26 protein-coding genes and 1 pseudogene are annotated in these 26,096 nt (G+C 64.1%); 16 read left to right on the top strand and 11 right to left on the bottom strand.

Translation table 11 applies throughout. The features are described from left to right. Positions 1-22: 22 nt before the first annotated feature. Positions 23-751, bottom strand: coding sequence for a hypothetical protein (locus Q6A48_RS19520; protein ID WP_369811716.1), 729 nt, complete (start codon positions 749-751; stop codon positions 23-25). A gap of 317 nt (positions 752-1,068) precedes the next feature. Between Q6A48_RS19520 and Q6A48_RS19515 the strand changes: the two genes are divergently transcribed. After that, positions 1,069-2,217, top strand: a complete 1,149-nt coding sequence (locus Q6A48_RS19515) for an aldose epimerase family protein (protein ID WP_304555868.1) — start codon at positions 1,069-1,071, stop codon at positions 2,215-2,217. Positions 2,218-2,340: 123 nt separating this feature from the next. Beyond that, positions 2,341-3,162, top strand: coding sequence for an aldo/keto reductase (locus tag Q6A48_RS19510; protein WP_304555867.1), 822 nt, complete (start codon positions 2,341-2,343; stop codon positions 3,160-3,162). 186 nt (positions 3,163-3,348) lie between these two features. On the opposite strand, the gene Q6A48_RS19505 is transcribed toward Q6A48_RS19510, so the two are convergent. Further along, positions 3,349-5,712 carry a DNA polymerase II gene (locus Q6A48_RS19505; RefSeq protein ID WP_304555865.1) on the bottom strand — a complete coding sequence of 788 codons (2,364 nt, stop codon included), beginning with the start codon at positions 5,710-5,712 and terminating at the stop codon, positions 3,349-3,351. A 276-nt stretch (positions 5,713-5,988) separates the two neighbouring features. Between Q6A48_RS19505 and Q6A48_RS19500 the strand changes: the two genes are divergently transcribed. The 5 genes from Q6A48_RS19500 to Q6A48_RS19480 all read left to right on the top strand — a co-directional run bounded on the left by Q6A48_RS19500 (position 5,989) and on the right by Q6A48_RS19480 (position 9,973). Further along, entirely contained in the window at positions 5,989-6,429 is a 441-nt protein-coding gene (locus tag Q6A48_RS19500) for a CBS domain-containing protein (RefSeq protein ID WP_042728728.1), read from the top strand. 110 nt (positions 6,430-6,539) lie between these two features. Beyond that, positions 6,540-7,136 (top strand): paraquat-inducible protein A, encoded by a 597-nt coding sequence (locus Q6A48_RS19495; protein WP_304555863.1) that lies wholly within the window; start codon positions 6,540-6,542, stop codon positions 7,134-7,136. Then, positions 7,133-7,792, top strand: a complete 660-nt coding sequence (locus tag Q6A48_RS19490) for a paraquat-inducible protein A (protein WP_304555862.1) — start codon at positions 7,133-7,135, stop codon at positions 7,790-7,792. The genes Q6A48_RS19495 and Q6A48_RS19490 overlap by 4 nt, the downstream gene beginning before the upstream one ends. Beyond that, the gene (locus Q6A48_RS19485; protein ID WP_304555861.1) at positions 7,773-9,431 is read left to right on the top strand and encodes a PqiB family protein; all 1,659 of its coding nucleotides are present in this window, start codon (positions 7,773-7,775) and stop codon (positions 9,429-9,431) included. Before Q6A48_RS19490 ends, Q6A48_RS19485 begins: the two co-directional genes overlap by 20 nt. A 17-nt stretch (positions 9,432-9,448) precedes the next feature. Continuing rightward, positions 9,449-9,973 carry a PqiC family protein gene (locus Q6A48_RS19480; protein WP_304555860.1) on the top strand — a complete coding sequence of 175 codons (525 nt, stop codon included), beginning with the start codon at positions 9,449-9,451 and terminating at the stop codon, positions 9,971-9,973. Between the two features lies 1 nt (position 9,974). Here Q6A48_RS19480 and Q6A48_RS19475 read toward each other — a convergent pair whose 3' ends face one another. Further along, a complete protein-coding gene (locus Q6A48_RS19475) occupies positions 9,975-10,604 on the bottom strand; it encodes a glutathione S-transferase family protein (RefSeq protein WP_304555859.1) in 630 nt (209 codons plus the stop codon). Positions 10,605-10,806: 202 nt separating this feature from the next. On the opposite strand from Q6A48_RS19475, the pseudogene Q6A48_RS19470 reads away from it, so the two are divergent. Continuing rightward, positions 10,807-11,076: pseudogene (locus Q6A48_RS19470) on the top strand (hypothetical protein); the annotation flags it as partial. A 139-nt stretch (positions 11,077-11,215) separates the two neighbouring features. On the opposite strand, the gene Q6A48_RS19465 reads toward Q6A48_RS19470, so the two are convergent. The 3 genes from Q6A48_RS19465 to Q6A48_RS19455 all read right to left on the bottom strand — a co-directional run bounded on the left by Q6A48_RS19465 (position 11,216) and on the right by Q6A48_RS19455 (position 14,403). Beyond that, the gene (locus Q6A48_RS19465) at positions 11,216-12,310 is read right to left on the bottom strand and encodes a DUF1615 domain-containing protein (protein ID WP_304555858.1); all 1,095 of its coding nucleotides are present in this window, start codon (positions 12,308-12,310) and stop codon (positions 11,216-11,218) included. 219 nt (positions 12,311-12,529) lie between these two features. Then, positions 12,530-13,504 carry a porphobilinogen synthase gene (gene hemB, locus Q6A48_RS19460; RefSeq protein WP_304555857.1) on the bottom strand — a complete coding sequence of 325 codons (975 nt, stop codon included), beginning with the start codon at positions 13,502-13,504 and terminating at the stop codon, positions 12,530-12,532. Between the two features lie 200 nt (positions 13,505-13,704). Then, positions 13,705-14,403, bottom strand: a complete 699-nt coding sequence (locus Q6A48_RS19455) for a glutathione binding-like protein (RefSeq protein ID WP_304555856.1) — start codon at positions 14,401-14,403, stop codon at positions 13,705-13,707. A gap of 294 nt (positions 14,404-14,697) precedes the next feature. Between Q6A48_RS19455 and Q6A48_RS19450 the strand changes: the two genes are divergently transcribed. After that, positions 14,698-15,372 (top strand): histidine phosphatase family protein, encoded by a 675-nt coding sequence (locus Q6A48_RS19450; RefSeq protein ID WP_304555855.1) that lies wholly within the window; start codon positions 14,698-14,700, stop codon positions 15,370-15,372. 120 nt (positions 15,373-15,492) lie between these two features. Then, positions 15,493-16,545 (top strand): permease, encoded by a 1,053-nt coding sequence (locus Q6A48_RS19445; RefSeq protein WP_304555854.1) that lies wholly within the window; start codon positions 15,493-15,495, stop codon positions 16,543-16,545. A 13-nt stretch (positions 16,546-16,558) separates the two neighbouring features. On the opposite strand, the gene mnmH is transcribed toward Q6A48_RS19445, so the two are convergent. Together mnmH and selD are read right to left on the bottom strand one after the other, a co-directional pair. After that, a complete protein-coding gene (mnmH, locus tag Q6A48_RS19440) occupies positions 16,559-17,665 on the bottom strand; it encodes a tRNA 2-selenouridine(34) synthase MnmH (RefSeq protein WP_304555888.1) in 1,107 nt (368 codons plus the stop codon). Further along, the gene (gene selD, locus Q6A48_RS19435; protein WP_304555853.1) at positions 17,665-18,699 is read right to left on the bottom strand and encodes a selenide, water dikinase SelD; all 1,035 of its coding nucleotides are present in this window, start codon (positions 18,697-18,699) and stop codon (positions 17,665-17,667) included. The genes mnmH and selD overlap by 1 nt, the downstream gene beginning before the upstream one ends. A gap of 289 nt (positions 18,700-18,988) precedes the next feature. Here selD and Q6A48_RS19430 point away from each other — a divergent pair, with 289 nt between their 5' ends. Then, a complete protein-coding gene (locus Q6A48_RS19430; protein WP_304555852.1) occupies positions 18,989-19,939 on the top strand; it encodes a nucleoside-specific channel-forming protein Tsx in 951 nt (316 codons plus the stop codon). A 79-nt stretch (positions 19,940-20,018) separates the two neighbouring features. After that, the gene (locus Q6A48_RS19425) at positions 20,019-20,297 is read left to right on the top strand and encodes a hypothetical protein (RefSeq protein ID WP_304555851.1); all 279 of its coding nucleotides are present in this window, start codon (positions 20,019-20,021) and stop codon (positions 20,295-20,297) included. A gap of 5 nt (positions 20,298-20,302) precedes the next feature. Here Q6A48_RS19425 and Q6A48_RS19420 read toward each other — a convergent pair whose 3' ends face one another. Together Q6A48_RS19420 and Q6A48_RS19415 are read right to left on the bottom strand one after the other, a co-directional pair. Continuing rightward, positions 20,303-20,755 carry a DMT family transporter gene (locus Q6A48_RS19420; RefSeq protein WP_304555850.1) on the bottom strand — a complete coding sequence of 151 codons (453 nt, stop codon included), beginning with the start codon at positions 20,753-20,755 and terminating at the stop codon, positions 20,303-20,305. 2 nt (positions 20,756-20,757) lie between these two features. After that, the gene (locus Q6A48_RS19415) at positions 20,758-21,255 is read right to left on the bottom strand and encodes a DMT family transporter (protein ID WP_304555849.1); all 498 of its coding nucleotides are present in this window, start codon (positions 21,253-21,255) and stop codon (positions 20,758-20,760) included. Between the two features lie 114 nt (positions 21,256-21,369). Here Q6A48_RS19415 and Q6A48_RS19410 point away from each other — a divergent pair, with 114 nt between their 5' ends. Both Q6A48_RS19410 and Q6A48_RS19405 read left to right on the top strand, forming a co-directional pair. Further along, the gene (locus tag Q6A48_RS19410) at positions 21,370-22,302 is read left to right on the top strand and encodes a LysR family transcriptional regulator (RefSeq protein WP_304555848.1); all 933 of its coding nucleotides are present in this window, start codon (positions 21,370-21,372) and stop codon (positions 22,300-22,302) included. 114 nt (positions 22,303-22,416) lie between these two features. After that, positions 22,417-23,001 carry a DcrB/PsbP domain-containing protein gene (locus Q6A48_RS19405; RefSeq protein ID WP_304555847.1) on the top strand — a complete coding sequence of 195 codons (585 nt, stop codon included), beginning with the start codon at positions 22,417-22,419 and terminating at the stop codon, positions 22,999-23,001. Between the two features lie 123 nt (positions 23,002-23,124). On the opposite strand, the gene Q6A48_RS19400 is transcribed toward Q6A48_RS19405, so the two are convergent. Beyond that, positions 23,125-23,841 (bottom strand): alpha/beta hydrolase, encoded by a 717-nt coding sequence (locus tag Q6A48_RS19400; protein ID WP_304555846.1) that lies wholly within the window; start codon positions 23,839-23,841, stop codon positions 23,125-23,127. A 133-nt stretch (positions 23,842-23,974) separates the two neighbouring features. Between Q6A48_RS19400 and bufB the strand changes: the two genes are divergently transcribed. Together bufB and Q6A48_RS19390 are read left to right on the top strand one after the other, a co-directional pair. Continuing rightward, complete coding sequence (bufB, locus tag Q6A48_RS19395; RefSeq protein ID WP_304555845.1) at positions 23,975-24,799, top strand: MNIO family bufferin maturase; 825 nt, start codon at positions 23,975-23,977, stop codon at positions 24,797-24,799. Then, complete coding sequence (locus Q6A48_RS19390; protein ID WP_304555844.1) at positions 24,789-25,580, top strand: HvfC/BufC N-terminal domain-containing protein; 792 nt, start codon at positions 24,789-24,791, stop codon at positions 25,578-25,580. The genes bufB and Q6A48_RS19390 overlap by 11 nt, the downstream gene beginning before the upstream one ends. Positions 25,581-26,096: the final 516 nt, after the last annotated feature.

The following is a 26,096-nucleotide window of genomic DNA, read 5'->3' as shown; positions in this document are numbered from 1 at the left end:
TTTATGCCTTTTTCAGCGCACACTACTGGACCGGCAGGAAGTTCAGGAACAGCAGGCTCTGGGCGTAGTTGAGCCCGATCCGTCGGTAGCGCTCGTCCAGCATCTGCGTCAGCAGGTCCAATCGCGCGACGATTTTGCCGAACTCCACGGCGAAGCTCAGGTTGCTGCCCTCCTCCGAGATCTCGTTGGAGAACAGCAGCGGCTTGCCGTCCTTGTCCTGGCGCTGGCTCAGGATCCAGGTGGCCTTTTCGATATTGCGCGCCGCGTTGCTGACGAAGCGCGGGTCGATGGTGTCGGTCATGTAGAACTCGAGGCGATTGCCATGGGCCGTGACCAGCATGCTGCCGATGGCATAGATGAAGGCGCCGACCCGGTCCCCCAGGAACTCGGGGCTCATCGCATAGCTCAAGGCCGCCAGGTCCTTCTTGCCCCCCAGGGTCGGCAACGGTTGCTGCTGCTCGATGGCCATGCGCACTTGTTTTTCCGCGGTACGGGCGTCGAGGAAGCCAGACTTGCGCAGCTCGTCGGGGTTGCGCAGGTACAGCTTGCTCATCAGCAGGTAAAGGCTTTGCAGGTTGTCGTGCATCGCCAGTGTCGCCATGCGGTCGACGCTGGTCTGCAAAAATTCCTGGGGCCGGGTGTTACCGAGCTGGGCGACCATGTCCTGGCCTTGCTGGTGGCTGCAGCCGCTGAGCAGGGCCAGCACAGCGATCAAAAACAATGCGGTGCAGCGTCGTCGCACCGCATCCATGGAATAAAAAGCACCGGCCATCGAGTCTCGGTCTGGGCAGGGGGAAGAGGCGGGGGTCGCCGCTTCCGGCCATGGATAGAGCGGCAAAAACCGTAAAAGTGCGGTACGCGGCGCAACCCTTCTCGCTGAAAGAAATTTCCAAAACTTCAATTAGTCTTACTTTTTAATTGATAAATCCCAATTTATGGCTATAAATCCCTTCTCTACTCTCAAATAGAAAGACTACTGAACAGAAAAGCCTTCATCGTTGTCCGACCAACAACGGACTCGACCCGCGTTCAAAACAACAACAAAACAACAGGAAGGAAGGTCAAACCATGCTTGAATCCAGACATTTGCTCTCGGCCCTCGGAGTGTCTCTGATGATCGCCACCTCTGCCCAGGCTGCCGGCCTGACCCAACAACGCGCGGCGTTCGGCAAGACCGACGACGGCACCGCGGTGGAAAAATTCGTGCTGCGCAACAGCCACGGCATGGAAGCCACGGTCATCACCTACGGCGGCATTCTCCAATCGCTGATCGTGCCGGACAAACACGGCAAGCCCGCTGACGTGGTGCTCGGCTTCGACGATGTGCAGGGTTACCAGAAGAACGGCAACGTCTATTTCGGCGCAACCATCGGCCGGTTCGGCAACCGCCTGGCCGGCGGCGCGTTCGAACTGGACGGCAAGCGCTACCAGGTGCCGCAGAACGACCACGGCAATTCCTTGCACGGCGGCCCGCAAGGGTTCGACAAGCATGTGTGGAAGGCCGAACCCCATGACGGCAAGGACTCGGTGGGCGTGACCCTGACCTACCTGTCGGCCGACGGCGAAATGGGCTTTCCCGGCGCGTTGAAGACAGACGTCACCTACAGCCTCAACGACAAAAATGAATTGCGCATCGAATACAAGGCCACCACCGACAAGCCCACGGTGCTGAACCTGACCAACCACAGCTATTTCAACCTGGCCGGCGCCGGCAACGGTGACATCCTGAAACAGGTCGCCACCTTGCATGCGGCCCGCTACACGCCGGTGAACGACAAGCTGATCCCCACCGGTGAACTAGCCCCCGTGGCCGGTACGCCGATGGACTTCACCAAGCCCACCGCCATCGGCACCCACATCAAGGCCGACCACCCGCAACTCAAATTCGCCGAACCGAAACAGGGCGGCTTCGATTTCAACTGGGTGCTGGACGCCAAGGGTGACGTGGGCAAACTGGCCGCCGATGCCTACGATCCGCAGTCCGGGCGCTATCTGCAGCTCTACACCAGCGAGCCAGGCGTGCAGTTCTACACCGGCAACTTCCTCGACGGCACGATCAAGGGCAAGCAAGGCAAGGTGTACCCGCACTGGGGCGCCTTCACCCTGGAAACCCAGCACTACCCGGATGCGCCCAACCAGCCGGACTTCCCGTCGACGCGTCTTGATCCGGGCCAGACCTACACCCAGACCATGGTGTTGAAGTTCTCGGCCAAGTAATCCCCCGCCCCGCCCGCCCCCACAGGCTCGGCTGACGCCGCCCGCCCGTGGGGGCCATCGTCCTTGGACACTTGGTCTATCCTGCTGCCACATGCCTGACGTTCAACCACACAGGAGACAGTCATGAAGACTCTGGAACTGGCCGGCGTATCCGTGCCCGTGATCGGCCAAGGCACCTGGCGCATGGGCGAGGAACCGTCCCGGCACAAGCAGGAAGTGGCCGCCCTGCGCCTGGGCATCGAGCGGGGGATGACCCTGCTCGACACCGCGGAAATGTACGCCGAAGGCGGTGCCGAGAGCGTCGTGGGCGAAGCGATCACCGGCCTGCGCGACCAGGTGTTCCTGGTGAGCAAGGTCTATCCCCACAATGCCAGCCGCAAAGGCATTCCCCTGGCTTGCGAGCGCAGTTTGCGGCGACTCGACACCGACTACATCGACCTTTATCTGCTGCACTGGCGCGGGCAATACCCGCTGGAGGAAACCGTCGAAGCCTTCGAACGCCTGCGCGAGGAAGGCAAGATCGGCCGTTGGGGCGTGTCGAATCTCGATGTCGCTGACCTGGAGGAACTGGCGGCGCCGGCCTGCGCCACCAACCAGGTGCTGTACAACCTGCAAGCCCGGGGCATCGAGTTCGACCTGCTGCCCTGGTGCCAACAGCGAAGCATGCCGGTCATGGCCTACTGTCCGGTCGGCCAGGGCGGACACCTGCTCAAGGACCCCACCCTACGGCAGATCGCCGACCGCCATGGCGCGACACCGGCCCAGATCGCGCTGGCCTGGTTGCTGCGCCAGGACAACGTCATCGCCATTCCCAAGGCCGTGCAGCCGGAGCATGTGCGGTTGAACGCCGACGCGGTCGACCTGAAGCTTGAACCGCAGGACCTGGCGGCCCTGGACCTGGTGTTTCCCCGGCCTCAAGGCAAGCAGCGGCTGGCGATGGTTTGAGTCGGTGGGTCACTACGTGTTGGCGATGAAGGCAACAGGGCTTTTGTGGCGAGGGGATTTACCCCCGCTCGAGTGCGCAGCACTCGCCAGCTTGGCAGGTGGCAGCGACGCTTCTGGGGCCGCTACGCGACCCAGCGCGGATAAATCCCCTCGCCACAGGGGTTGGTCAAGCGAATGAGGATTGCCTTAAAACAACCCCATCTGCCCGCCCACCAACGTCGAAAAATCATCGTCCACGAACGGCAGGATCGCGTCCGCCACCGGTTGTAGCTGCTTGGTCACGTAATGGTCGTAATCGATGGGCGCACTGCGGATTTCCAGAGGCTCGGGACCGGCGACGGTGATGACGTAGCTGATCCAGCCGCCATTCTGGTATTGCGGTGGGCGACCCTGGCGCTGGTTGAACGCGTCGGCCAGCCGTGCCGCCCGCACATGGGGCGGCACGTTGCGTTCGTAGTCGTCCAGCGGACGGCGCAGGCGCTTGCGGTAGACCAGGCGCTCATCGAACGCGCCGGCCAGGGTTTGTCGCACGTAATCGCGCACATAATCCTGGTGGGGCCTGCGATGGAAGATCCGCTCGTACAGCTCCTGCTGGAACTGCCGGGCCAGCAGCGACCAATCGGTGCGCACGGTCTCCAGGCCCTTGTAGACGATTTCGTCGTGGCCATCGGCGCGCGTCACCAGCCCGGCGTAGCGTTTCTTGCTGCCCTCCTCCGCGCCGCGAATCGTCGGCATCAAGAAGCGCTTGAAGTGGGTTTCGAACTGCAACTCCAGCGCACTCTCCAGGCCGAATTCGTCACGCACCTGTTCGCGCCACCATTGGTTGACGTGCGCCACCAGCTCGCGGCCGATCTTCGCCGCTTCTTCCTGGCCATGGGCGCGACGCAGCCAGACGAACGTGGAGTCGGTGTCGCCGTAGATCACCACGTGCCCCTGGGCTTCGATCAACTGCCGGGTGCGCTGCATGATCTGGTGGCCGCGCAGGGTGATGGACGAGGCCAGCCGCGGGTCGAAGAAGCGACAGCCACTGGAACCGAGCACGCCATAGAAGGCGTTCATGATGATTTTCAGGGCCTGGGACAGCGGGGCATTGTGTTCGCGCTTGGCCGTCTCCCGGCCTTCGGCGACCCGCGCCACGATGGCCGGCAGGCAATGGCGGGTGCGGGAAAAACGCGCCCCGCGAAAGCCCGGCACCGACGCGCCATCGTCCGGGTGGCGCAGGCCCTCGATCAAGCCCACCGGGTCGATGAGGAAGGTGCGGATGATCGACGGGTACAGGCTCTTGTAGTCCAGCACCAGCACCGACTCGTAGAGCCCCGGTTGCGAATCCATGACGAAGCCACCCGGGCTGGCTTCGGGCGGGCGTTGCCCCAGGTTGGGCGCGACGAACCCCTGGCGGTGCATCAGCGGCATGTACAAATGGGTGAAGGCGGCCACCGATCCCCCGCTGCGGTCCGCCGGCAGGCCGGTGACACTGGCCCGTTCCAGCAGGAACGTCAGCAGTTCGGTCTTGGCGAAGATCCGCGTCACCAGCTCGCAATCCTTGAGGTTGTAGCGCGCCAGCGCCGGCTTGTCCTCGGCGAACATGCGGTTGATCTCGTCCATGCGCTGGTATGGGTTATCGATCGCCTTGCCCTCCCCCAACAGCGTCTGGGCGACATTTTCCAGGCTGAACGACGGGAAGCTCCAGGTGGCCGACCGCAGCGACTCGATGCCGTCGATGATCAGCCGGCCGGCCGCCGAGGCGAAAAAGTGGTTGTTGCGCGCGCCGTGCTCGCGCCACTGCATCTCTTCCCCGCCGCGCCCCAGGCGCAACGGCACCGCCAACCGGCGGGCATGCTCATGCAGCACCCGCAGGTCGAACTGCACCACGTTCCAGCCAATGATCGCGTCGGGATCGAAGCGGGCGAACCACTCGTTGAGTTTCTTGAGCAGCAGCGCCCGCGACTCGCAGTATTCGAGCTGGAAATCCACCCCGCTGTCGTCGCCATTGGGCGGCCCGAGCATGTACACCTGGCGCTCGCCGCAACCTTCCAGGGCGATGGAATACAAATCCCCCTGGGCGGTGGTCTCGATGTCCAGGGACACCAGGCGCAAGGCCGGACGGTAGCCGGGTGCCGGTTTCATTTGCGCTTCCACCAGCAGGCCATCGGCGGCCGGGGTGCCGCCGAACCAGACCGGCGCGGTGATGAAGCGCTCCATCAGGTAGCGTTCCGGCGGCCGGATATCGGCCTCGAACACCTCGACCCCGGCGCGGCGCAGCGTGGTGTCCAGGCGCATCAACTGGGCGTGCTGCTGGCAATACAGCCCCAGCACCGGACGATGCTCGAAATCCAGCAGGTCCAGGGGACGCAGCTCGATGTCCTTCTCCCCCTGCAACAGCGCCTCGAGCTGGCCACGCTGGACCTGGGGCACGAACGCCACCGACGGCTGCACCGGCAAGCGCACGCGCCGGGGACCGGCATCGGTGGCCAGCCAGAACTCGACTTCGGTGCCGGCCGGGGTGTCGCGCCAATGCCGGGTCAGGACGAAGCCCTGCTGTAGATCCACCACTGCAACCTCGAATTTTGCATAGGCGACAATTCTACCTGTGGCGAGGGGATTTATCCGCGCTGGGCTGCGAAGCAGTCCTAACACCTGTTTATTGGGGCTGCTGCGCAGCCCAACGGGGATAAATCCCCTCGCCACAACAGCGCATGACTTGAGCTTGCAGTAGTTTCCCCGGCCATGACGTTATTTGACGACTGGCCGCCGCTTTAGCGCTTGCTCTGCGCCGTCGGGTCTACGATTCTTTAACCACCCCCGCAAAACAACCCGAGGCCCACCATGAAAACCGTCGCGCAACTGCTCCGGATAAAAGATGAGAAGAACCAGCAAGTGCACACCATCTCACCGGACGACATGGTATTGCAGGCCCTGATGCGCATGGCCGAGAAGAACGTCGGCGCCTTGCTGGTGGTCAAGAACGGGGAAGTATTGGGGATCATCAGCGAGCGCGACTACGCGCGCAAAATGGTCCTGCACGGCCGCTCGTCGGTGGGGACCAAGGTCAGCGACATCATGGTTTCCCCGGTGATCACCATCGACCCGCACCAGAACGTCGAGACCTGCTTGAGCATCATGACGGAAAAGCACCTGCGCCACTTGCCCGTGGTGGACGACGGCAAGCTCGTCGGCCTGTTGTCCATCGGCGACCTGGTCAAGGAAGCCATTGCCGAGCAGGCGGACCTGATCCGACAGCTGGAGCAATACATCCGCGGCGAATGACCGGTTCACCGCGTCGCCGAACGAGGTGGCAGCGAGCGGCTCGCTGCCACGGGTTGCCGATTTGCCGTTCACTTCTATATTGAAGGAGTTGCCCCTGCCCGAGCATCTCGATGGCCACCTCCGCCCGACTGATCATCTGTGAACATTGCGATGCGGTGTACGAGCCGGTGGCCCTCGTCCGCCATCAAAAAGCCTCGTGCGTGCGTTGCCATGCCGTCATCCAGCGCTACAACGGCCTGAGCATCGAGCAACGCCTGGCCCTGACGGTCACGGCCGCGGTGCTGTGGGCATTCACCAATGTCTATCCGGTCATGAGCATCCGGTTCAAGGGCCTGAGCAACAGCGCCACATTGTGGGACTCCATCGTCGCGCTGAGCCACGGGCCGATTACTTTCATCGCCCTGGTGGCCGCCGTGGCGATCATCGTCGCGCCGGCCCTGCAACTGCTCCTGCTGCTCTGGGTGCTGGGCTACGCCCACGCCCAGCGCCGAGCGCCCGGCTTCAACCTGTGCATGCGCAGCCTGGAAAGCCTGCGGCCCTGGAGCATGCTCGAAGTCTGCCTGCTGGGCGCGCTGGTGGCGGTGATCAAGCTGGCCGGGCTGCTGGACGTGCTGCCGGGCATCGGCCTGTTTGCCCTGGCGGTCCTGAGCTTGTTGATGATCCGCATTGCCGGGCGCGATGTCCGCGACCTCTGGGACAGCTTGTGAACGGCCCGCCGCCGGCCCCTCCGCCCAAGGCCGACGACCTGAACCTGTGCCTGTGCCACAGCTGTGGCCTGGCCTGCGACATGAGCGACGCCCCCCAGGCCTGCCCCCGCTGCGACGCCGAGCTGCATCGGCGCAAGCCCGATCCCATCACCCGCACCTGGGCCTACATGCTGGCCGCGCTGGTGTTCTACATCCCGGCCAACCTGCTGCCGGTGATGAATACCCAGATGCTCGGCGAAGGTGCCGACAGCACCATCATCAGTGGCGTCATCGAGTTCTGGCAGGGCGGCGCCTGGGACATCGCCCTGATCATCTTCATCGCCAGCATCGCGGTGCCGGGCATCAAGTTCGTCGTGCTGACGTTGTTGCTGGTGACCGTCCAGCGCCGCAGCACCTGGGCCCAGGTCCAGCGGGCCAAGCTCTACCGGCTGGTGGAAGTGATCGGCTACTGGTCGATGCTCGACGTGCTGGTGGTGGCCCTGGTGGCGGCATTGGTGAAGTTCCAGGCCCTGAGCGACATCGAGCCGCGCCCGGGGATCCTGTTCTTCGGCCTGGTGGTGCTGTTCACCATGCTGTCGGCCATGAGTTTCGACCCCCGGCTGATCTGGGACACCCAACCATCCGAGGAGGCCCTGGATGAAGACGCAAGCCACTGACGGGCAACGGCCCGGGCCGGGGCGCGCCAACGTCAGCACCCGCCGCTGGAGCGTTTCGCTGGTGTGGATCGTGCCAATCATCGCGGTGCTGGTGGGGGTGTCGCTGGTGGTCCACGACTGGCTGCAGGAAGGCCCGACCATCACCATTACCTTCAAGACCGGCCAGGGCCTGACGGCCAACAAGACCGAGGTGAAATACCGCAACGTGGTCATCGGCCAGGTCACCGACGTGCAGTTGAGCGAGGACCAGAAGAACGTCACCGCCACGGTCAAGCTCGCCAAGAACGCCGACACCTTCACCCACGAGGACTCGGTGTTCTGGGTGGTGCGGCCGCGCATCGGCGCGGGCGGGATCTCGGGGATCGACACCTTGCTGTCCGGCGACTTCATCGGCGCCGACGCCGGCCAGTCGAAGGTGCGCGCCAAATCCTTCACCGGCCTGGAAGCCCCGCCGCCGATCACCTATGGCGAACCGGGCAAGCGCTTCACCTTGCATTCCCAGGACCTCGGCTCGCTGGACATCGGCTCGCCGGTGTACCTGCGCAAGATCCCGGTGGGCCAGGTCGTGTCCTACGCCCTGGATGCCGAGGGCAAGGGCGTCGACATCGACGTGTTCGTCAACGCGCCCAACGATGTCTACGTCACCGAGAACACCCGGTTCTGGAACGTCAGCGGCGTGGACGTCAACGTCGGTGCCAACGGTTTCGCGGTCAAGACCGAGTCGCTTTCGGCCTTGCTGCTGGGTGGCATCGCCTTCCGGGCCCCGGAATACAACCCCAACGACAGCCCCGCCGGCGAAGACAAGACCTTCGAGCTGTTCGCCGACCAGCAGAGCGCCCTGGCCCCACCCAATGGCAAGGCGCAGTACCTGGCGTTGCGCTTCGACCAGGCGTTGCGCGGCTTGCGGGTCGATGCGCCGGTGGAATTCCTGGGCGTGGAGGTCGGCCGAGTGGTGGCCATCAACCTGGATTTCGACGAGAAACAGCGCAGCTTTCCGGTCAACGTCGGCGTGGTGATCTACCCGCAGCGCCTGGGCAAGGCCCATGAGAAATTGCTCAAGGCCCTCAACCACAACCCCGACGACGAGGCCGCGGGCGCCCGCCTGATCGGCAGTTTCGTCGAACGCGGGCTGCGCGCCCAGGCCCGGAGCGGCAACCTGCTGACCGGACAGTTGTACATCTCCCTGGATTTCTACCCCAAGGCGGAAAAGGTCGCCTTCGACCCCAACGCCCGGCCGGTACGCATCCCGACCATCCCGGGCAGCCTCCAGCAATTGCAGGAGCAACTTCAATCGGTGGTGGAACGGATCAACAAGCTGCCGCTGGAAAGCATCGCCAGCAACCTGGACGGCAACCTGGTGGAATTGCGCAAAGGCCTGAAACAGTTCAACGGCAAGACCCTGCCCGGCGTGCAGAGCACGTTGCAGGACGTGAGCAAGACCCTGCAATCGGCCAATTCCACCCTGGCCGAGGATTCACCCCAGCGCGAGCAACTGACCGAGACCCTCGACGACCTGGGCCGCATGTCGCGCTCGCTGCGCGAGCTGTCCGACTACCTGAGTCGCCATCCTGAATCGTTGCTGCGCGGGCGCCCCAAGGATGCACCGGCGCAGGACCTCATATTGCCGTCAAACGAATGACCACAGGAGCACGCCTGATGCCGCTGAAATGCCTGGGGGTCGCCCTCGTCCTGCTGCTCGTCGCCTGCCGCAGCGACCCGATCCACTACCACACCCTGAGCCCTGTGCAGCCGGCCGGCCAGTCGCGGTCGAACGCAGACATTCAGGTCGAGCAAGTCAGCGTACCGCCCCAGGTGGATCGCACCCAGATGGTCATTCGCCAAGGCAGCAGCGGCCTGGCGATCCTGGAAACCGAATGGTGGGGCGCCAGCCTGGCCGATGAGTTGCACAGCAGCCTGGACGAACAACTGAACAATCCCGGCGCGGCCAAGCGGTTGCTGCGCGTGGACGTGCAGCGCTTCGACTCGATTCCCGGGCGCTATGCCCGCATGGATGTGCAGTGGCGGTTGCGGGGCACGCAGGGCCCCGCCCTCACCTGCCGCAGCAGCCTGCAGACGCCGGCGGGCGGCAGCATCGACGAACTGGTGAGCGCCCACCAGAACAACGTCCGCCAGTTGGTCGGCCTCGTCGAGCAGGCCGCCACTCGAAACGCCTGCCCCTGATTCACCCGGGCCAATGCAGCGACAGCACCGGCGCCACCCGTGGATGGCGATCGATGCGTTCCAACAAGGCGTGGAACTCGGGCCTGGCGTTCAGCATGGCCTCCCGCGTACCACTCCAGCGCGTGATCACGGCGGCCAGGATATCCAGGGCCCCCGGCTCGGCACCGCCGAGAAACGGGCGGGCCGGAAACTGATCGGCAAACAACGCCCAGTTGCGATACAGCCGTTGCTGGGTGCCCCGCACCAATTGCTGGCCGCTGGCGTCATCCCCGCCGTCCAGCCAGCGCTGGGGAAAATCGATGATGCCGATGGGCGTGTAGCAATTGGCGGCGACATAGACCAGGCCCCGCACCGCTTGCGCACGTTCGAGGGGGTCCTCGGGCAGCAACTTCGAGCCCGGAAAGCTCAACCCGAGGTGAATCAGGATCGCCGCCGCCTCAGTCAGCACCGAGCCATCCGGTAATTGCAGGGTGGGCACCTGGGCCTGGGGGTTCAATGCCTTGAGCTGGTTCGTCGCCTCGCTGTCCTCGGTCGAATAGGCATCGATCCGGCGAAACGGCACTTCGCACAGCCCAAGCGCGATCTCCACCGCCGCCGATCCCGACTGGCGATGACCAAACAATTGATACATGAGCGGTCTCCTGAAGAGAGGGTCATGGGGTAGAACCCACCAACCCGCCGGCGTTCAAACCAACGCCGTCGTTGTGGCATCGAGCTGACCAACGCGCTATCAGCGCCGTCGATATCCACCATCATTTCAATGAAGTTCTATTGGCCGAGGCCGGGCGCAACAATGGCGCCACACCAACCACTGCACCCCGGAGCACACCCTCATGAAACGCCAAGTCATCCTCAGCCTCGCTTTCTCGGTCCTGGCAGCCAACGTATTCGCCGCCACCGCGCAACCCGTCGTCGCCGAAGGCGGCTCTGATCGCCTGATCGAAAACCGCGTCGCCGAAGGCGGTGCCGATCGCCTGCTGGAACGCCGCGTCGCCGAAGGTGGCTCCGACCGCCTCATCGAAAACCGCGTCGCCGAAGGCGGTGCCGATCGCCTGCTGGAACGCCGCGTCGCCGAGGGTGGCTCCGACCGCCTGATCGAAAACCACGCATGAGTGCTCGCCCTGCAACCCCAGGTCTCAAGCAATCCAACACCGTGGCGAGGGAGCTTGCTCCCGCTGGGCTGCAACGCAGCCCCGATCACTCGCCACGGTCCCCTGCCAACGCCCCGGGCCAACCGTCCACCTAACGCCCCGACGCCCGCGCCATGCACCGCTGATAACGCTCATCCACCCGCTTGGCGAACCACGCCGTGGTCAACTGGCGCGTGATCTTCGGGCTCTTGAGCACGATCCCCGGCAACACTGCCCGCGGCAATGGCTTGCCTTCGGCGCGTTCGGCCAACTCGAACACCCGCTTGTAAAGCGTGCTGTCCTCGAACGCCAGGCTATCCCCCAGTTCCAGCTGGTCGCGAATGGTCGGGTTACGCATCCCCAACGACTTGCCCAGCGTGCGCACCGCCAGCTCCGTGCTGCCCGGCATGATGGAATCATGCAGGATCAAGTCGCCATCCAGCGCCAGGGAAATGCCCGACGCCCGACTCACCGCGTGCTGGAACGCCGCGTTGCGACTGGCGTACCACCCGGCATTGAAATCGGCGAAACGGTACAGCGGCTCGGTATAGCTCACCGGATAGCCCAATAGATGGGCGATACCGAAATACATCCCGCCCCGCCGGCTGAACACTTCGCGACGGATCGAGCCGTCCACCGTGTAGGGGTAGTTGCGCGCGTTGGCCTGGGCGAAAGCCACGCTGACCTGCATCGGCCCGCCGGTGTGCACGGGGTTGAAGCCATCGAACAGCGTCTTGCCCAACGGCACCATGCCAATGAAATCATCGAAGATCGCACTCAGTTCCTTCTCGCTGCGCACCGCCTTGAGCCGGTCGGCGTAGCTTTTGCCGTTGGGCGAGCGCACTTCCAGTGCAGCGTTGATCAACAGCCCGGGAACGTGCACTTTCGCGGCGCGACGACCGATCTCGTCCCGGGCGATCTTGCCCAGCCCCGGCACGCTGGGGTCGGCCTGGAACGTCGATTCCTGTTCGGTCACCGCCAGGACCGCACAGATGTTTTGGGTGGTGGTCGCAATCTGCTGGGTCGAGAAGGCCACGTAGATGTCATTGGCCCAGCCTTCGCGGTCCGCTGTCTTGGCCGGCAACAACTGCACGATCTGCCGCTTGACCTCAGCGGGCTGGCGCTCGGGTTCCTGCACCGGGCGGCTGCCGCACCCGGCCAGGGTCAGCAATGCCGCGAGGCTGATCATCAACGGGTTGAATTGCATGGTGCTCCATCGGGTTCGTGAGTCCGGAGCAACCATACGATCAAAAACGGATGCGGGCTATGCCCAATGTGGGGGCGACGCTGCCTGCGATGGCGGCGGCACAGGTCACTTGGGTTCGGGCTGGCCTACCGCTTTCGCGAGCAGGCTCGCGCCTACAGGGGAATTGGGGGGGTCGAATCTTTCGTCCAACCCAAGCCCCCCCGCCCAGACAGCGCCAGGTCAGATCCCGCTCAACGCCAGGTCCATGGCGAAGTAGGTGAAGATCAGGTCGGCCCCGGCCCGCTTGATCGCGCCAAGGCTTTCGCGAACCACGCGGGCCTCGTCGATGGCGCCGGCCTGGGCGGCGAACTTGATCATCGCGTATTCGCCGCTGACCTGATACGCCGACAGCGGCAGGTTCGAGGCCTGGCGAATGTCGCGGATGATGTCCAGGTAGGCACCGGCCGGCTTGACCATCAACGCGTCGGCGCCTTCCTGCTCGTCGAGCAAGGATTCGCGCAGGGCTTCGCGACGGTTCATCGGGTTCATCTGGTAGCTCTTGCGGTCGCCCTTCAAGGCGCTGCCGCCGGCCTCGCGGAACGGGCCGTACAGCGCCGAGGCAAACTTGGTGGAATAGGCCATGATCGCCGTCTGGCTGAAACCGGCCTGGTCCAGGGCCGAGCGGATGGCCTGGACCTGGCCGTCCATGGCCGCGGACGGTGCGATCACGTCGGCGCCGGCGCGAGCCGCCGCCACGGCCTGCTTGCCCAGGTTGACCAGGGTCCGGTCGTTGTCCACTTCGTGGCCGTGGAGCACACCGCAATGGCCATGATCGGTGTATTCGCAAAAGCAGGTATCGGACATCACGATCATGTCCGGCACGGCGTCCTTGCAGATGCCGGCCATGCGCGACACCAGGCCACGCTCGCTCCAGGTGTCGCTGCCGTCGCCGTCCAGGTGGTGGGACACGCCAAAGGTCATCACCGCCTTGATGCCGGCCCGGGCGTAGCGCTCGATCTCGCTGGCCAGTTTCGATTCAGGGATGCGCACCACGCCCGGCATGCTCTTGATCGGCACGAAGTCGTCGATTTCTTCTTCGACGAAAATCGGCAGCACCAGGTCGTTGAGGGTGAATTCGGTTTCCTGGAACAGGCTGCGCAAGCTTGCATTGCGACGCAGACGGCGTGGGCGTGCTTCGGGGAACTGGCTGGACATGGGACTCCTGGGCAAATGGGGGGCTCGATCACAGGGGGCAAAGCTTATGCCCTGGCCGACCAGGGCACAAACGCCGGCTGGAAAACAGAGTGTTACCGGCCGGGCAATAATCGCCCTGCAAGGCCGGGTAACCCTTGATGCAGGTCAGCCCTGCACCGCTCGCCCGTCAGAGAGCGCGTATCGACGGTCCCCCGGTTCGCTCATTCCGGAATCTTCAACCCTCGGGCCACCGCGGGACGTGCCAGGAAGCGCTCCAGCACCCGAGTGACGTTGGGGAAGTTCTGGATCCCCACCAGGTCGCCGGCCTCGTAGAAACCGATCAGGTTGCGCACCCACGGGAAGGTGGCGATGTCGGCGATGGTGTAGCGCTCGCCCATGATCCAGTCGCGTCCCCGCAGGCGCCCGTCGAGCACGTTGAGCAGGCGCTTGCTCTCCTCGACGTAGCGGTCACGGGGCCGCTTGTCCTCGTAATCCTTGCCGGCGAACTTGTTGAAGAACCCCAACTGCCCGAACATCGGCCCGATCCCGCCCATCTGGAACATCAGCCACTGGATCGTCTCGTAGCGCGCCGCCGACTCCTGGGCCAGCAACTGGCCGCTCTTGTCCGCGAGGTAGATCAGGATCGCCCCGGACTCGAACAACGCCAACGGCTGGTCGCCCGGCCCGTGTGGGTCGAGAATCGCCGGGATCTTGTTATTGGGGTTCAGGGAAAGGAATTCGGGAGACAACTGGTCGTTGCTGCCGAAGTCCACCTTATGGGGCTCGTACGGCAGGCCGATCTCCTCGAGCATGATCGAGACTTTCACGCCGTTGGGGGTCGGCAGCGAATAGAGCTGGATCCACTCAGGGTATTGAGCGGGCCATTTGCGGGTGATGGGGAATGGGTTCAGGTCAGCCATGGTCGCGGGCTCCGAGAGGAATGGATGGCCGAGGATAATCCAAATACCGAAAGACCTCATAGGCACGATGAATCCCTCCGCCGTTCTTAATTTCGCAACATCCTGTCGCTAATGTTCAGCCCATCGCTCGGAAGGAACCGGCCGCAGGATCGAACCAAAGGGCCTCGATGGACTCTGAGCAATGCCCCACAGGGAACCGAAGCGGCGTCATGACAAGGAAAACGCCCGAGGCCAACCGCCTCGCGGTGCCAGGGTTTGTCAGCCTGGCTCGAAGAAGAATGAAGAACTGATCCGATGATGAACCCACTGAAGTTTGCCAGGCGCTTGCAGCACCGTTCGTGGTTGCTGCTGCCGACACTGTTGGTGGCCTGCGGCCTGGCCCTGTCGCTGGAATCGAGCGTCAGTCGCGCCCAACCCGTGGACGGCGTCCAGACCCTGGTATTCCTGCGTCACGCCGAGAAACCCGCCGGCGGCCTTGGCCAGCTCAATTGCCAGGGGCTGAACCGGGCCATCGACCTGGCCACCCTGTTGCCGGAAAAGTTCGGCAAGGCCGACTACGTGTTCGCAGCCAACCCGACCCGCCATGTCGAAGAAGGCGAGCTGGACAACTCCTACAGCTACATTCGCCCGCTGATGACCATCAGCCCCAGCGCCATCAAGCTCGGGCTGCCGGTGAACATCAATTATTCGGCCAACGACACCAGTGACCTGGCCGACGAGTTGCTGCACGACAAGTACCACAACGCCACCATCTACACCGCCTGGTCCCATGGCTACCTGCCGGAGTTGATCAACAAGGTCGCCGGCGAGGCCGTGGGCAAGAAGCAGACCATTACCGAAGACTGGGAATCCGGGGATTTCGACTCGCTGTATGTGCTGACCCTGACCTGGCACAACGGCAAGGCCAGCCTCTCCAGCCGGACCTACAAGCAAGGCCTGGACAACGGCCAGGAAAGCTGCCCGACCTGAGGCGCCAGCCGCCGGGCCGGGCCACACCGGGGCCCTGACCGGCGGGCAGCCGTTGCCCTCGGCGCAAGCCGGCGGCGCAGGGTATGATGCAGCCATTCTCCCGCTATCCGGACCCTTTCCATGTCTTCATCTTCTGCCGCTCCGGCCCGGGGCTGGTCGTTCTGGTACAAACCCGCCCTGTTCCTGCTGGTGGCCTGCGTCGGCCTCTATTACGTCAAGTGGTCGCCCTACTACCTCAAGGCCTTCGTCGCCGCCGATAACCACAGCATCGGCAACTCGATCCTCAACGATGCGCAGACCTCGCCACTGACGGCGGCCCTGGCCTACGCCCAGGTCTACTTCCTGGCCATCTGGAAGGCGGCGGTGCTGGCGGTGATCCTCGGCTCGCTGCTGCAAGTGCTGATTCCCCGTGACTGGTTGCTGCGCCTGTTCGGCCGGGCCGGCTTCGCCTCGACCCTGCGCGGCGGGCTGTTCGCCCTGCCCGGCATGATGTGCTCGTGTTGCGCCGCGCCCGTGGCGGCCGGCATGCGCCGGCAGAACGTGTCGGTGGGCGCGGCACTGGCCTTCTGGATCGGCAACCCGGTCCTCAACCCGGCGACCCTGGTGTTCATGGGCTTCGTGCTTGGCTGGGGCTTCACCGCCCTGCGGCTGGTGGCCGGTATCGTGCTGGTGTTCGGCGTGTCGATGGTGGCCCAACGCATCGCCCGGCCCGAGGCCCTGCCCGAAGCCGCCGTGGAAGCGGTGGCCGACGCCAGCGCGGTCGATACGCAACCGTTCCTGCTCCGCTGGGGCCGGACCCTGTGGCAGCTGTTCTGGAGCACCATCCCGATCTACGTGCTGGCGGTGCTGGTACTGGGGGCGGCGCGGGTCTGGCTGTTTCCCCACGTCGACGGCGCCATGGCCGACAGCCTGTTGTGGCTGGTGCCGCTGGCCATCGTCGGTACGCTGTTCGTGATTCCCACCGCGGCGGAAATCCCGATCGTGCAAACCATGATGACCCTCGGCCTGGGCACCGGGCCCGCCGTCGCGTTGTTGATGACCCTGCCGAGCGTCAGCCTGCCGTCGCTGCTGATGCTGCGCAAGGATTTCGATGCCCGCGTGCTGGTGACCGTGGCGCTGCTGACAATGGTGGTGGGGATTGTCTTCGGCTTGGTGGGGGCCGCGGTGCTGTGAGCCGCCCCCGAGGCTATGGGGCGCGGCGGGCCGCTCGCTCGCGCAGGTACGCCAGCACCGCCGGCTGCTCCCCTGAAAACTCGATGCGCAGGTTCTTCTTTTCCCGCTGGTACACATACATCGGGTCGTAGTATTCGCGCAGCAGGCCTTCGATCCAATCCCGATGCAGGTCGACGGCGCCGCTGCGGGCCTGCTCCGCCAGGGCGGCTTCCAGGATGTCCATCAAGCGCCGGTGACGATCGCCTCCCAGGCGCTTGCGGATGTTGTCCAGGCTCGCCAGCAAGCGCTCGGCAAACAACGAGAAACCTTCCTCGCCCCGAACCGCGACGAACTCCGCGCACAGGTTGACGACGTAGTCGCGCAGGATCCGCTCGACCCGCCGCTCCACGCTGTCTTCCAGCCAGACCATCGGCACCTGCTGCATACGCTGGAATAATGGCAGCGGCAAGGCACAGCTGCCGATCATGCGGTTCTCGTCTTCCAGCACGAACTGCTCGATGCCAGCGGCGCGCTTTTTCAGCACGTCCACCGCCAGCCGGTTCTCGAAATCGATGTTGGACGGCTGCCCGGTGGCGCGCTTGCCGAAACTCGAACCGCGATGGTTGGCATGGCCTTCCAGGTCGAGGCTGTTGTCCAGCTGGGCCAGCACGTCGGTCTTGCCGGTGCCGGTCATGCCGCCCAGCAGCACCAGGTCACATTGGCTGGCCGCCTGCTCGACGGTCTCCAGCAAAAAGGTGCGCATGGCCTTGTAGCCGCCGCCGACCCTGGGGTACTCGACACCGGCTTCGTCCTTGAGCCACTGCTGGACGATCTGCGAGCGCAGCCCGCCGCGAAAGCAATACAACAGGCCATCGGGATGGCGCCGGGCGAACTCGGCCCAGGCCTGGATGCGTTGGGCCTTGGTCTCGCCCGACACCAATTGATGGCCGAGCACGATCGCCGCCTGTTGCCCTTGCTGTTTGTAGCAGGTGCCGACGCGTTGCCGCTCGCTGTCGGTCATCAGCGGCAAGTTGACCACGCCGGGAAAGGCGCCCTTGAGAAATTCGATGGGCGCCCGGGTGTCCATCATGGGCCGGTCGTTGAGGAAGATGTCGCGGTAATCGATGAAGTCATTGGCCATCATGACACCTCGACCGCGTGGGTCTGTCGCTCGACCAGTTCACCAATCGGCGCCAGCGCCAGGCCAAGTTCCTCGGCGACCCGGAGAAATTGCGCTTCACCCTCCGCGGTGACGGCGATCAACAGGCCACCACTGGTCTGCGGGTCGCACAGCACCCGCTTGTGCAGCTCCTGGACCCGTCCCACCCGGCTGGCGTAGCTGTCGTAGTTGCGCAACGTGCCGCCCGGCACACAGCCCAGGTCCAGGTAATACTCGACGCTCGGCAGGCGCGGCACCGCGTCGTAGCGGATGCGTGCCGTCAGTTGGCTGCCGTCGGCCATTTCCACCAGGTGCCCGAGCAGGCCGAAGCCGGTGACGTCGGTCATCGCCGTCACGCCGTCGAGCTTGCCGAAGCGGCTGCCGGGTTTGTTCAGGGTGCACATCCAGTCACGGGCCAGGCCGACGTCGGCCACGCGCAGCTTGCCCTTCTTTTCCGCGGTGGTGAGGATGCCAATGCCCAAGGGCTTGGTCAGGTACAAGCGGCATCCCGCCGTGGCGGTGTCGTTGCGTTTCATGTGGCGCTTTTGCACCAGGCCGGTGACGGCCAGGCCGAAGATCGGCTCCGGGGCATCGATCGAATGCCCGCCCGCCAGGGGAATGCCCGCCTCGTCACACACCGAACGGCCGCCGCGAATCACTTCCCGGGCGATCTCCGGGGCCAGCACGTTCACCGGCCATCCGAGGATCGCGATGGCCATCAGCGGATCGCCGCCCATGGCGTAGATATCGCTGATGGCGTTGGTGGCGGCAATGCGGCCGAAGTCGAAAGGATCGTCGACGATCGGCATGAAGAAATCAGTGGTCGAGACCACCCCGCGCGTCTCGTCGATGGCGTACACCGCGGCGTCATCCCGGGACGCGTTGCCCACCCACAGGTTGGGGTCGAGGTTCTGCGCACCGCTGCCGGCCAGGATCACTTCCAACACCTGGGGCGAAATCTTGCAACCGCAACCGGCGCCGTGGCTGTACTGGGTCAGGCGAATCGGCTCGCTCATGGGGACACCTCTCGTAAGTCAAGGTGAGCGAGTCTACCAGCATCGCCGGCGCGCCAGTGTCGCGCACGATGAGTGCCGCACGCCCTCGTTGGGGCTCATCCCGCCGCTCGCTCCAGGGAATTGACCATAGGGCCAGGAATCAACACGAATCCCTTTGTTTTTCAAGCCGGTGGCAAGTTCTGGTACAGGATGTGCAAACGTTTGCGCAGCAGGTCACCCTCCTGCTGATCGACGACGTTTTTTTCAACTACGGAACACGGGCTCCGGCCCGCTCGGACAAGGATTTTCCATGCACCTCACTACCCTGCGTCGCACCTCGCCCGGCCATTGGACAATCGGCCTGCTCCTGGCCGTCGTTACCGGACTACCCAGCGCCACCACCCTGGCGCAGACGAACGAAACGTCCGCCCAGGGCGAAACCCTCAGCCCCGACGCCACCCCGGCGAAAAAAGGCGCCTACCTGTCGGACTGGTACAACCAGGACCTGACGATCATCGGCAGCAAGGACATCAGCTTCGGTCCACAACCGACCGACGACGTTTACCTGGAGTACGAGTATTTCGGTCGCAAGGGCCCTTTCGAGCTGTATGGCTACGTCGACATCCCGAAAATCTTCACTATCGGCAACAGCCACGACAAAGGGGTATGGGACCACGGCTCCCCGGTGTTCATGGAGCACGAGCCGCGTATTTCCATCGATACCCTGGCCGGCCGCAGCCTGGCCATCGGGCCAATCAAGGAATGGTATGTGGCGTTCGACTGGATCTACGACCACGGCAGCAACAGCGCCAACCGCGCCAACACGCTGTACAGCGGCCTGGGCACGGACATCGACACCCGTTCGAGGGTCAACCTGTCGGCCAACCTCTACGGTCGATACCAATGGGAAAACTATGGCGCCAGCAACGAATATTCCTGGGACGGCTATCGCGCCCAGCTCAAGTACATCGTGCCGATCAGTCAGTTCGGCAACGGTGCTTCACTGACCTACATCGGCTTCACCAACTTCGACTTCGGTTCGGACCTGCACAAGGACAACCCCGCGCGCACCGCCAATGCCACGGTTGCGACCAACGTCCTGCTGTATGCCTTCACGCACCTGCGCTTCACCCTGGTGGGCCGCTACTTTCACAACGGCGGCAACTGGCAGGATGGCAGCGAGCTCGACTTTGGCGACGGCCAGTTCCGCGCCCGCTCCGAGGGATGGGGATATTACGCCGGGGTCGGCTATCAATTCTGAACGGCAACCCGATGGAATTTTCCATTCCCCCACGGATCACTTGAACATCAGCCGCGTGCACCTTTCCAGGAGACTGCCGATGCCAAACGCCCCTGCCGACAGCAACCACCTTGACTACGGCCTCGACACCCTGTTTGGCCGCGAGACCAAAAGCATCGACTGCCAGTATGACGTCCAGCGCCTCGACGAGGATAAGCCCGTGTGGTTCGCCTTGCACGTTCAGCCGCCGATGCCGGACGACCTGGACAAAGCCCAGATCGTGGTGTTCAGCGCCGAAGGCCGGCGCCAGAGCGGCATCGTGCGAAGCACGGAGCGCCTGGGCGATGGCAGCCTGCAAATGAACGTGGAGCCCGACTGAAGGGATCAGGCCTGGCGCGCGTTGCTGCGGTACATGAACACCAGCGCCAGTGCCAGGCAGGCCATGGCCAGTATCCGGCTACCGGACAATTCGATGGCGGGGTTGCCCAGCCAGCCAAAGTGATCGATCAGCATGCCCATGCCCAGTTGGCCGACGATCACCGCTACCGTGGCCACGGCCGTGCCGACCCTGGGCACCGCGCCGACCATCACCATCATGTACACGACGCCAAACAAGGCCCCGCTGAGTTGCCATTTCGGCATATCCAGCAGCGTCAAGGCATGCGCCGGCTCGAAGAACACGATCAGCAACCCGGTGGTCACCGTGCCCACGGCAAAGGTCAGCAGGCTGCTACGCAGCACGCCGACCATCTGGCCCAGGCGCCCGTTGATGGCCGCTTGCACACTCAGCACCGCACCGGCCGCAACGACCACCAGCAATAAGATGAACAGATTCATGGTCAACCTCGGGCAATCAGAACAAGGGCAACGACAATCAAGGCCAACGCCAGCCAGCGCTCGCCATTGACGCGCTTGCGGGCCGTACCGAACCAGCCGAAATGATCGATCAGGACGCTTTTGCCGACTTGGCCGGAGAGGATCGCGATCATGGTCATGGCGATGCCGATGTGGGGCGTGGCGAGTGTCAGCACGACCACGTAGATCGGCCCCAGGAAACCACCGATCAACTGCCAGCGCGGCAGTTCATGCAAGGCCGGGCCTTGCTGCCGGCCGCTGAGCAACAACAGCAGGAACAGGATCGCCGCACCGACGCCGAAAATGCTCAGGGTGGCCCACAGATGACCGACCTGGCCCCCCAGTGGCCCGAGCAGGCCGGCTTCCACCGACAGGCCCATGCCGGCCAGGATGACCAGAGGCAACAATAACCAGCGCAACCATGACCGTGGTTGGGCGGTCGTCGCTCCCCGCGCGGCCTCGCTGAGTGAAGATGCTTGCATGCCTTTAACCCTTGTTCGTCGAAGAATGGCCGGTATTATCGGCTGGCGCCCCTGTGCGATAAATGGGAGTATCCAGACAACACTTTTGCGCAATACGCACAGGCAGGCAGCACCATGCAGGGTCTCGACGAACTGGGCTTCAAGGCACTGCGATTGTTTGTCGCCGTGCTGGATCACGGCAGCTTTTCAGAAGTGGCCCGGCGCGAAGGCCTGGCACCGTCCTCGATTTCCCGGCAGATCCAGCTGATGGAACAGGCCCTGAACCAACAGTTGCTTTATCGCCACACCCGCGCCGTCTCCCCCACCGAAGCCGGGCGCCTGTTGGGGCATCACGCACGATTGATGCTGGTCCAGATGGAGGAAGCCGGACAGGCCCTGCAGGAGCAACACAGCGAGCCCTCGGGGCTGGTACGGATCAACGCCCCGGTGGTATTCGGCCAACGCCACCTGACACCCTGGCTGGGCGCGTTGTGCGCCCGCTACCCGAAGCTGCAATTGGACATCCAGCAGACCGACAGCTATGTCGACCCCTTGCAGGAAGGCGCCGACCTGCTGTTTCGCATCGGTCCGTTGCACGATTCGAGCATGCAGGCCCGTATCCTCGCGCCCCATCGCTTCCAGATCGCCGCCAGCCCGGACTACCTGGCTCGCCATGGGACACCGCTCAAGCCCCAGGACCTGGCCCATCACCAGTGCCTGGCCTACAAAGGCGTGACCGGCCAGCAGCGGTGGTTCTTCCGGCGCCCGGGCCAGGCCTGGACACCCTACAGCGTCAAGGGACCGATCACCGGCAACCACGCCGATACCTTGACCCAGGCCGCCGAACAAGGCCTGGGGCTGGTGATGTTCCCGTCCTGGCTGATCGGCGAGGCGGTGCGCAACGGCACGCTGGTCCCGGTGCTGCGCGACTACCAGGCCTCCAACAGCCTCGAACCCCAGCAGATCGCCATCCTCTGGCCAGGCAGCCGACGCCTGTCGGTGAAGGTCCGCACGGTCATCGACTTCTTCCTGGAGTGTTTTGGCGAAGTGCCCTACTGGGATCGCTGAACGCCGCGCCACGACGCCGATGACGAAATGACCGTCGGCTTTTTCCCCGGACGCTGGAGTCCAGTGCGACGCCCATGGGATGATCGCCCTTCAAGCGTCCCGTGGAGAATCTGAATGTCATTGCTGAGTCAACCGGCCGCCGTCTTGCTGGTGGCGATCGTCGGCCTCGCGGGTGTATCGGCCCAGGCGGCCCCGTCAAAAACCACCGGCGATGCCCCGGCGCAAAGGGTTTCGATGCTGGGCGGCAAGTTCGCCTTCAGCTTGCCCAAGGGCTTCATCGCCACGCCCCTGCCCGCCGGCGAAGCCGCCCAAGGCACCGCCGGGGCCAGCGGAACGATGTACAGCAACGCCACCAGCAAGACGGTGGTGATCACCGCAGAAAACACCATCGCCGGCGGCGCGGCGGTGAAGGACGACGACGCGGCGTTCCTCGATACCACCTTCGCAGAGTTTGCCGTGCAGAAAACCAAGAGCCTGCCCGACGCGAAGATCCTCGGTGAGAAAAGCCTGACCCTCAAAACCACCGGCCTGGGCCTGCGCCAACTCGACACCCGTGCGACCCAGGGGGGCGGGCCAACGCTGGACACCACCTTGATCGGCGCATCCGGCACCCACATGGCCGTGGTGCAGATCATCTCGCGGCCCAGCGACAAGGCGGCTCACGAAGCCTTGGTGAAGCGGATCGCCAGCGGCCAGTGATGGGATGCGGGTGTGCCTTCGGGACCGGGTCGGGGCATTCGCGAGCAGGCTCCCACAGATGACCGAGTGCCCGCTGTGGGAGCGAGCTTGCTCGCGAAAGCCCCACCGCGGTCTCCCATTCCACTAGGGATTGAGCCGCTCCAACCAGGCCCGCAGATCCTGCACTTCCAGGGCGCTGATGGTGTGGCCCACGCCGGGGTAGGCGTGGAATTCCGGCTCCAGCGCCAGGGTCTTGAGCAAGGTATTGGCCTCGGTGCCGTCGTGGTAGGGAATGATCGGGTCGGCCGTGCCATGGCCGATGAACACCGCCAGCGTGCGGCGCGACTCTTCCGGACTCAACTGCCCGCGCAGCACCGACAGCACCCGCCCGCCCATCGCGGCAATGCCGCCGACCGCCTCGGGATGTCGCAGGGCCACTTCGTAGCTCATCATCGCGCCCTGGCTGAAACCCACCAGGTAGACGTTGCTCGCGTCGGTCGGGTACTTGGCCCGGGCCTTGTCGATGAAATCCAGCAGCACCTGGCCGCTGGCCTTCAGGTCCGCAGGGTCGCCGTCATAGGCGCCCTCGCCGGCCTTGGCAAACCACTGGTAATGCCCCGGCTCCATGGTCTTGGGCGCCCGCACCGACAGGTAGTTGTAATGTTGGGGCAGTTCATCCTTGAGTTCGAACAGGTCCTGTTCGTTACTGCCGGAGCCATGCAGGAAGATCACCAGCGGTCGGTTGCGGGCCTGCTCGTCGGCCTGGGCCAGGTAGTTGAGCGGCAGGTCGGTGAGCAGCGAGGGTTGGGCCTGCAACCCGGACGAAACCAGCAACAGGAACAGGGCGAGCGCTTTGTACATCAGTCTTCCTCCATCGTTCGATAGCCGTACGGCAAACACCGTGCCGGCGGTAGACAGCGGTTATCGGTGGTTGCTCAATTCGATCCGGCACTGCGCTATGATCAGCGGCGACCATCGAGAAGCGAGTCAGACAGTGCGTCCATTACCACGGATTGGTGTTGGCCTCAGGGCCCCTCATTATCAAGCGTTCCTGGACGGCCATCCCGCCGTTGACTGGCTTGAGGTGCACACGGAGAACTACCTGGGGCCGGGCGGCAAGGACCTGCACATCCTTCGACGCCTGGCGCAACGATATCCCATCAGCCTGCACGGTGTCGGACTGGGCATCGGCTCGGTCCATGGGTTTTCCAGTGCCCATGTCGAACGCATACGACGCCTGGCGGCACAGGTGCATCCATTCCTGGTTTCCGAGCACTTGAGCTGGGGGGCGATTGAAGACCGGTGCCTCAACGACCTGCTGCCGCTGCCTTTGGTTGAAGCCTCGCTGGAGCTGGTCTGCGACCGGGTCGACCAGGTCCAGGAGGCATTGGGCCAACAGTTGCTGCTGGAAAACATCTCCACCAGCCTGCGCTACCACGGCGATACCCTGGGCGAAGCGCAGTTCCTCGCCGAAGTGGTGGCACGCACCGGCAGTGCGGTGCTGCTCGACCTCAATAACCTCTACGTCAACCAGTGCAACCACGGTGAATGCGCCCTTGCCGCCCTGCAGGCCCTGGATGAATCGGCTGTCCGTGAGTTTCACCTGGCAGGCCATAGCCAGGAAGAGGACCTGCTGATCGACGACCATGGCAGCGCGGTGGCGGAACCGGTCTGGTCGCTGTATCGCGACGCATTGCGCCGGTTTGGCCCGGTCCCGGTACTGATTGAATGGGACACACGCCTGCCGCCCCTGGGTGGACTGCTCGACCAGGTCGAGATCGCACGGACGATCGCCCGGGAGGTGCTGCATGACACGTGAAGAACTGGCGGCCCTGCAGGTCAGCTTTACCCAGGCGCTGGATGATTCCCCGTCATCCTCGGTCCTGCCACACGGGTGGCTGGAGACGGCCAGCGCGGGCGATCAGCGACGCTTCGCGCGTTACCGCAGCGGGCTTTGGCGGCACCAGGAACAATCGCTGGCCTTGACCTATCCGGTCATCAAGGCGTTGGTGGGCGACCCGTTCTTCCGCTCGCTCGCCTACGCGTATGGGCGGCGCCACCCGTCGCGACATCCCGACCTGGGCCTGTTCGGCGAGCGCCTGCCGATGTTCCTCGAACACTATGCGCCCGTGGCACCCTACCCTTATTTCGCGGCGGTGGCGTCGTTGGAATGGCTGATCCACCTGGCCTCTCACGCCCGCGATGCCACGGCACTCGATCCCCGGGCACTGGCCGCCATGAGCAGCGCGGAGCTGGATGTCCAGCGATTCACCTTGCCACCGAGCTGTGGGTTGCTGCCCTGCCAATGGCCGGTGGTCGCGATATGGTCCGCTCACCGCCAGCAAGGCCAGCCCCTACCGTCGGTGAACCGCTACGCCTGTACCGTCCTTGTCTATCGGAACGGCTGGAATGTCGAAGCACGCGAGGTCGAACCCTGGGAAGCCGCCGCGCTGGAGCGCCTGGCGGAGGGTACGACCCTGGGCGACGCGTTGATCGCCGCCCAGGCGTGTTACGGCGCACGGGGTCAGCCGCAGCTTGTCGACAGCGCTGCCTTGGTCACCCGCTGGTTGAACGATGGCCTGCTGGTCGCCATTTCCTGAACCCTGCCTGAGCCGCTGAGTCGGGCAGATTTTTTCGCCATGAGCGCGTCCTGCCGGGCCGACACCCCCGCTGTAAAAGCGTGGTCGCGCTCTGTTACATCTTGAAACATCTTATAAGCTTATATCGATTAGACATATTCTGGCCGTGGGCTACAAATAGAAAGCACCTTGCAAACTCGCACTAAAGCAATACATTTGATTTCACGGTGAAGATACGACAGGGACATGGCGGCTTCGATAAACGAACGCACGATTTGTCACCTGACAGGAACGGATTCCGGACAAGTCGCCAGACGCGGCCTGTACAAAAAGGGAGCGATAAATGTATCGAACCACTGACTTGCACGAATCAACTTCGCCCACGCGGCGCCAACGTATTGCTACCTTCCTCCCCGACATTCCTGTTTTCCTGCACATCCGGTGCCGGCACGACTTGCTGGACAAGTTCTCTTGTCACGGGCACTGCTAAAACCTCATTGAACATCGAATAACTCGCCGCCTGTCTGAGGCATGTTT

The sequence above is a fragment of the Pseudomonas citrullilanati genome, assembly GCF_030580855.1.
GTDB lineage: Bacteria > Pseudomonadota > Gammaproteobacteria > Pseudomonadales > Pseudomonadaceae > Aquipseudomonas > Aquipseudomonas citrulli.
This window is presented reverse-complemented; position numbering and strand designations above follow the sequence as displayed.

Excerpts from the sequence above, each read along its gene's own strand:
- Q6A48_RS19520 (WP_369811716.1), bottom strand. The coding sequence starts at position 751 with ATGGATGCGGTGCGACGACGCTGCACCGCATTGTTTTTGATCGCTGTG.
- Q6A48_RS19515 (WP_304555868.1), top strand. The coding sequence starts at position 1,069 with ATGCTTGAATCCAGACATTTGCTCTCGGCCCTCGGAGTGTCTCTGATG.
- Q6A48_RS19510 (WP_304555867.1), top strand. The coding sequence starts at position 2,341 with ATGAAGACTCTGGAACTGGCCGGCGTATCCGTGCCCGTGATCGGCCAA.
- Q6A48_RS19500 (WP_042728728.1), top strand. The coding sequence starts at position 5,989 with ATGAAAACCGTCGCGCAACTGCTCCGGATAAAAGATGAGAAGAACCAG.
- Q6A48_RS19495 (WP_304555863.1), top strand. The coding sequence starts at position 6,540 with ATGGCCACCTCCGCCCGACTGATCATCTGTGAACATTGCGATGCGGTG.
- Q6A48_RS19485 (WP_304555861.1), top strand. The coding sequence starts at position 7,773 with ATGAAGACGCAAGCCACTGACGGGCAACGGCCCGGGCCGGGGCGCGCC.
- Q6A48_RS19480 (WP_304555860.1), top strand. The coding sequence starts at position 9,449 with ATGCCGCTGAAATGCCTGGGGGTCGCCCTCGTCCTGCTGCTCGTCGCC.
- Q6A48_RS19475 (WP_304555859.1), bottom strand. The coding sequence starts at position 10,604 with ATGTATCAATTGTTTGGTCATCGCCAGTCGGGATCGGCGGCGGTGGAG.
- Q6A48_RS19465 (WP_304555858.1), bottom strand. The coding sequence starts at position 12,310 with ATGCAATTCAACCCGTTGATGATCAGCCTCGCGGCATTGCTGACCCTG.
- hemB (WP_304555857.1), bottom strand. The coding sequence starts at position 13,504 with ATGTCCAGCCAGTTCCCCGAAGCACGCCCACGCCGTCTGCGTCGCAAT.
- Q6A48_RS19455 (WP_304555856.1), bottom strand. The coding sequence starts at position 14,403 with ATGGCTGACCTGAACCCATTCCCCATCACCCGCAAATGGCCCGCTCAA.
- Q6A48_RS19450 (WP_304555855.1), top strand. The coding sequence starts at position 14,698 with ATGATGAACCCACTGAAGTTTGCCAGGCGCTTGCAGCACCGTTCGTGG.
- Q6A48_RS19445 (WP_304555854.1), top strand. The coding sequence starts at position 15,493 with ATGTCTTCATCTTCTGCCGCTCCGGCCCGGGGCTGGTCGTTCTGGTAC.
- mnmH (WP_304555888.1), bottom strand. The coding sequence starts at position 17,665 with ATGGCCAATGACTTCATCGATTACCGCGACATCTTCCTCAACGACCGG.
- selD (WP_304555853.1), bottom strand. The coding sequence starts at position 18,699 with ATGAGCGAGCCGATTCGCCTGACCCAGTACAGCCACGGCGCCGGTTGC.
- Q6A48_RS19430 (WP_304555852.1), top strand. The coding sequence starts at position 18,989 with ATGCACCTCACTACCCTGCGTCGCACCTCGCCCGGCCATTGGACAATC.
- Q6A48_RS19425 (WP_304555851.1), top strand. The coding sequence starts at position 20,019 with ATGCCAAACGCCCCTGCCGACAGCAACCACCTTGACTACGGCCTCGAC.
- Q6A48_RS19420 (WP_304555850.1), bottom strand. The coding sequence starts at position 20,755 with ATGAATCTGTTCATCTTATTGCTGGTGGTCGTTGCGGCCGGTGCGGTG.
- Q6A48_RS19415 (WP_304555849.1), bottom strand. The coding sequence starts at position 21,255 with ATGCAAGCATCTTCACTCAGCGAGGCCGCGCGGGGAGCGACGACCGCC.
- Q6A48_RS19410 (WP_304555848.1), top strand. The coding sequence starts at position 21,370 with ATGCAGGGTCTCGACGAACTGGGCTTCAAGGCACTGCGATTGTTTGTC.
- Q6A48_RS19405 (WP_304555847.1), top strand. The coding sequence starts at position 22,417 with ATGTCATTGCTGAGTCAACCGGCCGCCGTCTTGCTGGTGGCGATCGTC.
- Q6A48_RS19400 (WP_304555846.1), bottom strand. The coding sequence starts at position 23,841 with ATGTACAAAGCGCTCGCCCTGTTCCTGTTGCTGGTTTCGTCCGGGTTG.
- Q6A48_RS19390 (WP_304555844.1), top strand. The coding sequence starts at position 24,789 with ATGACACGTGAAGAACTGGCGGCCCTGCAGGTCAGCTTTACCCAGGCG.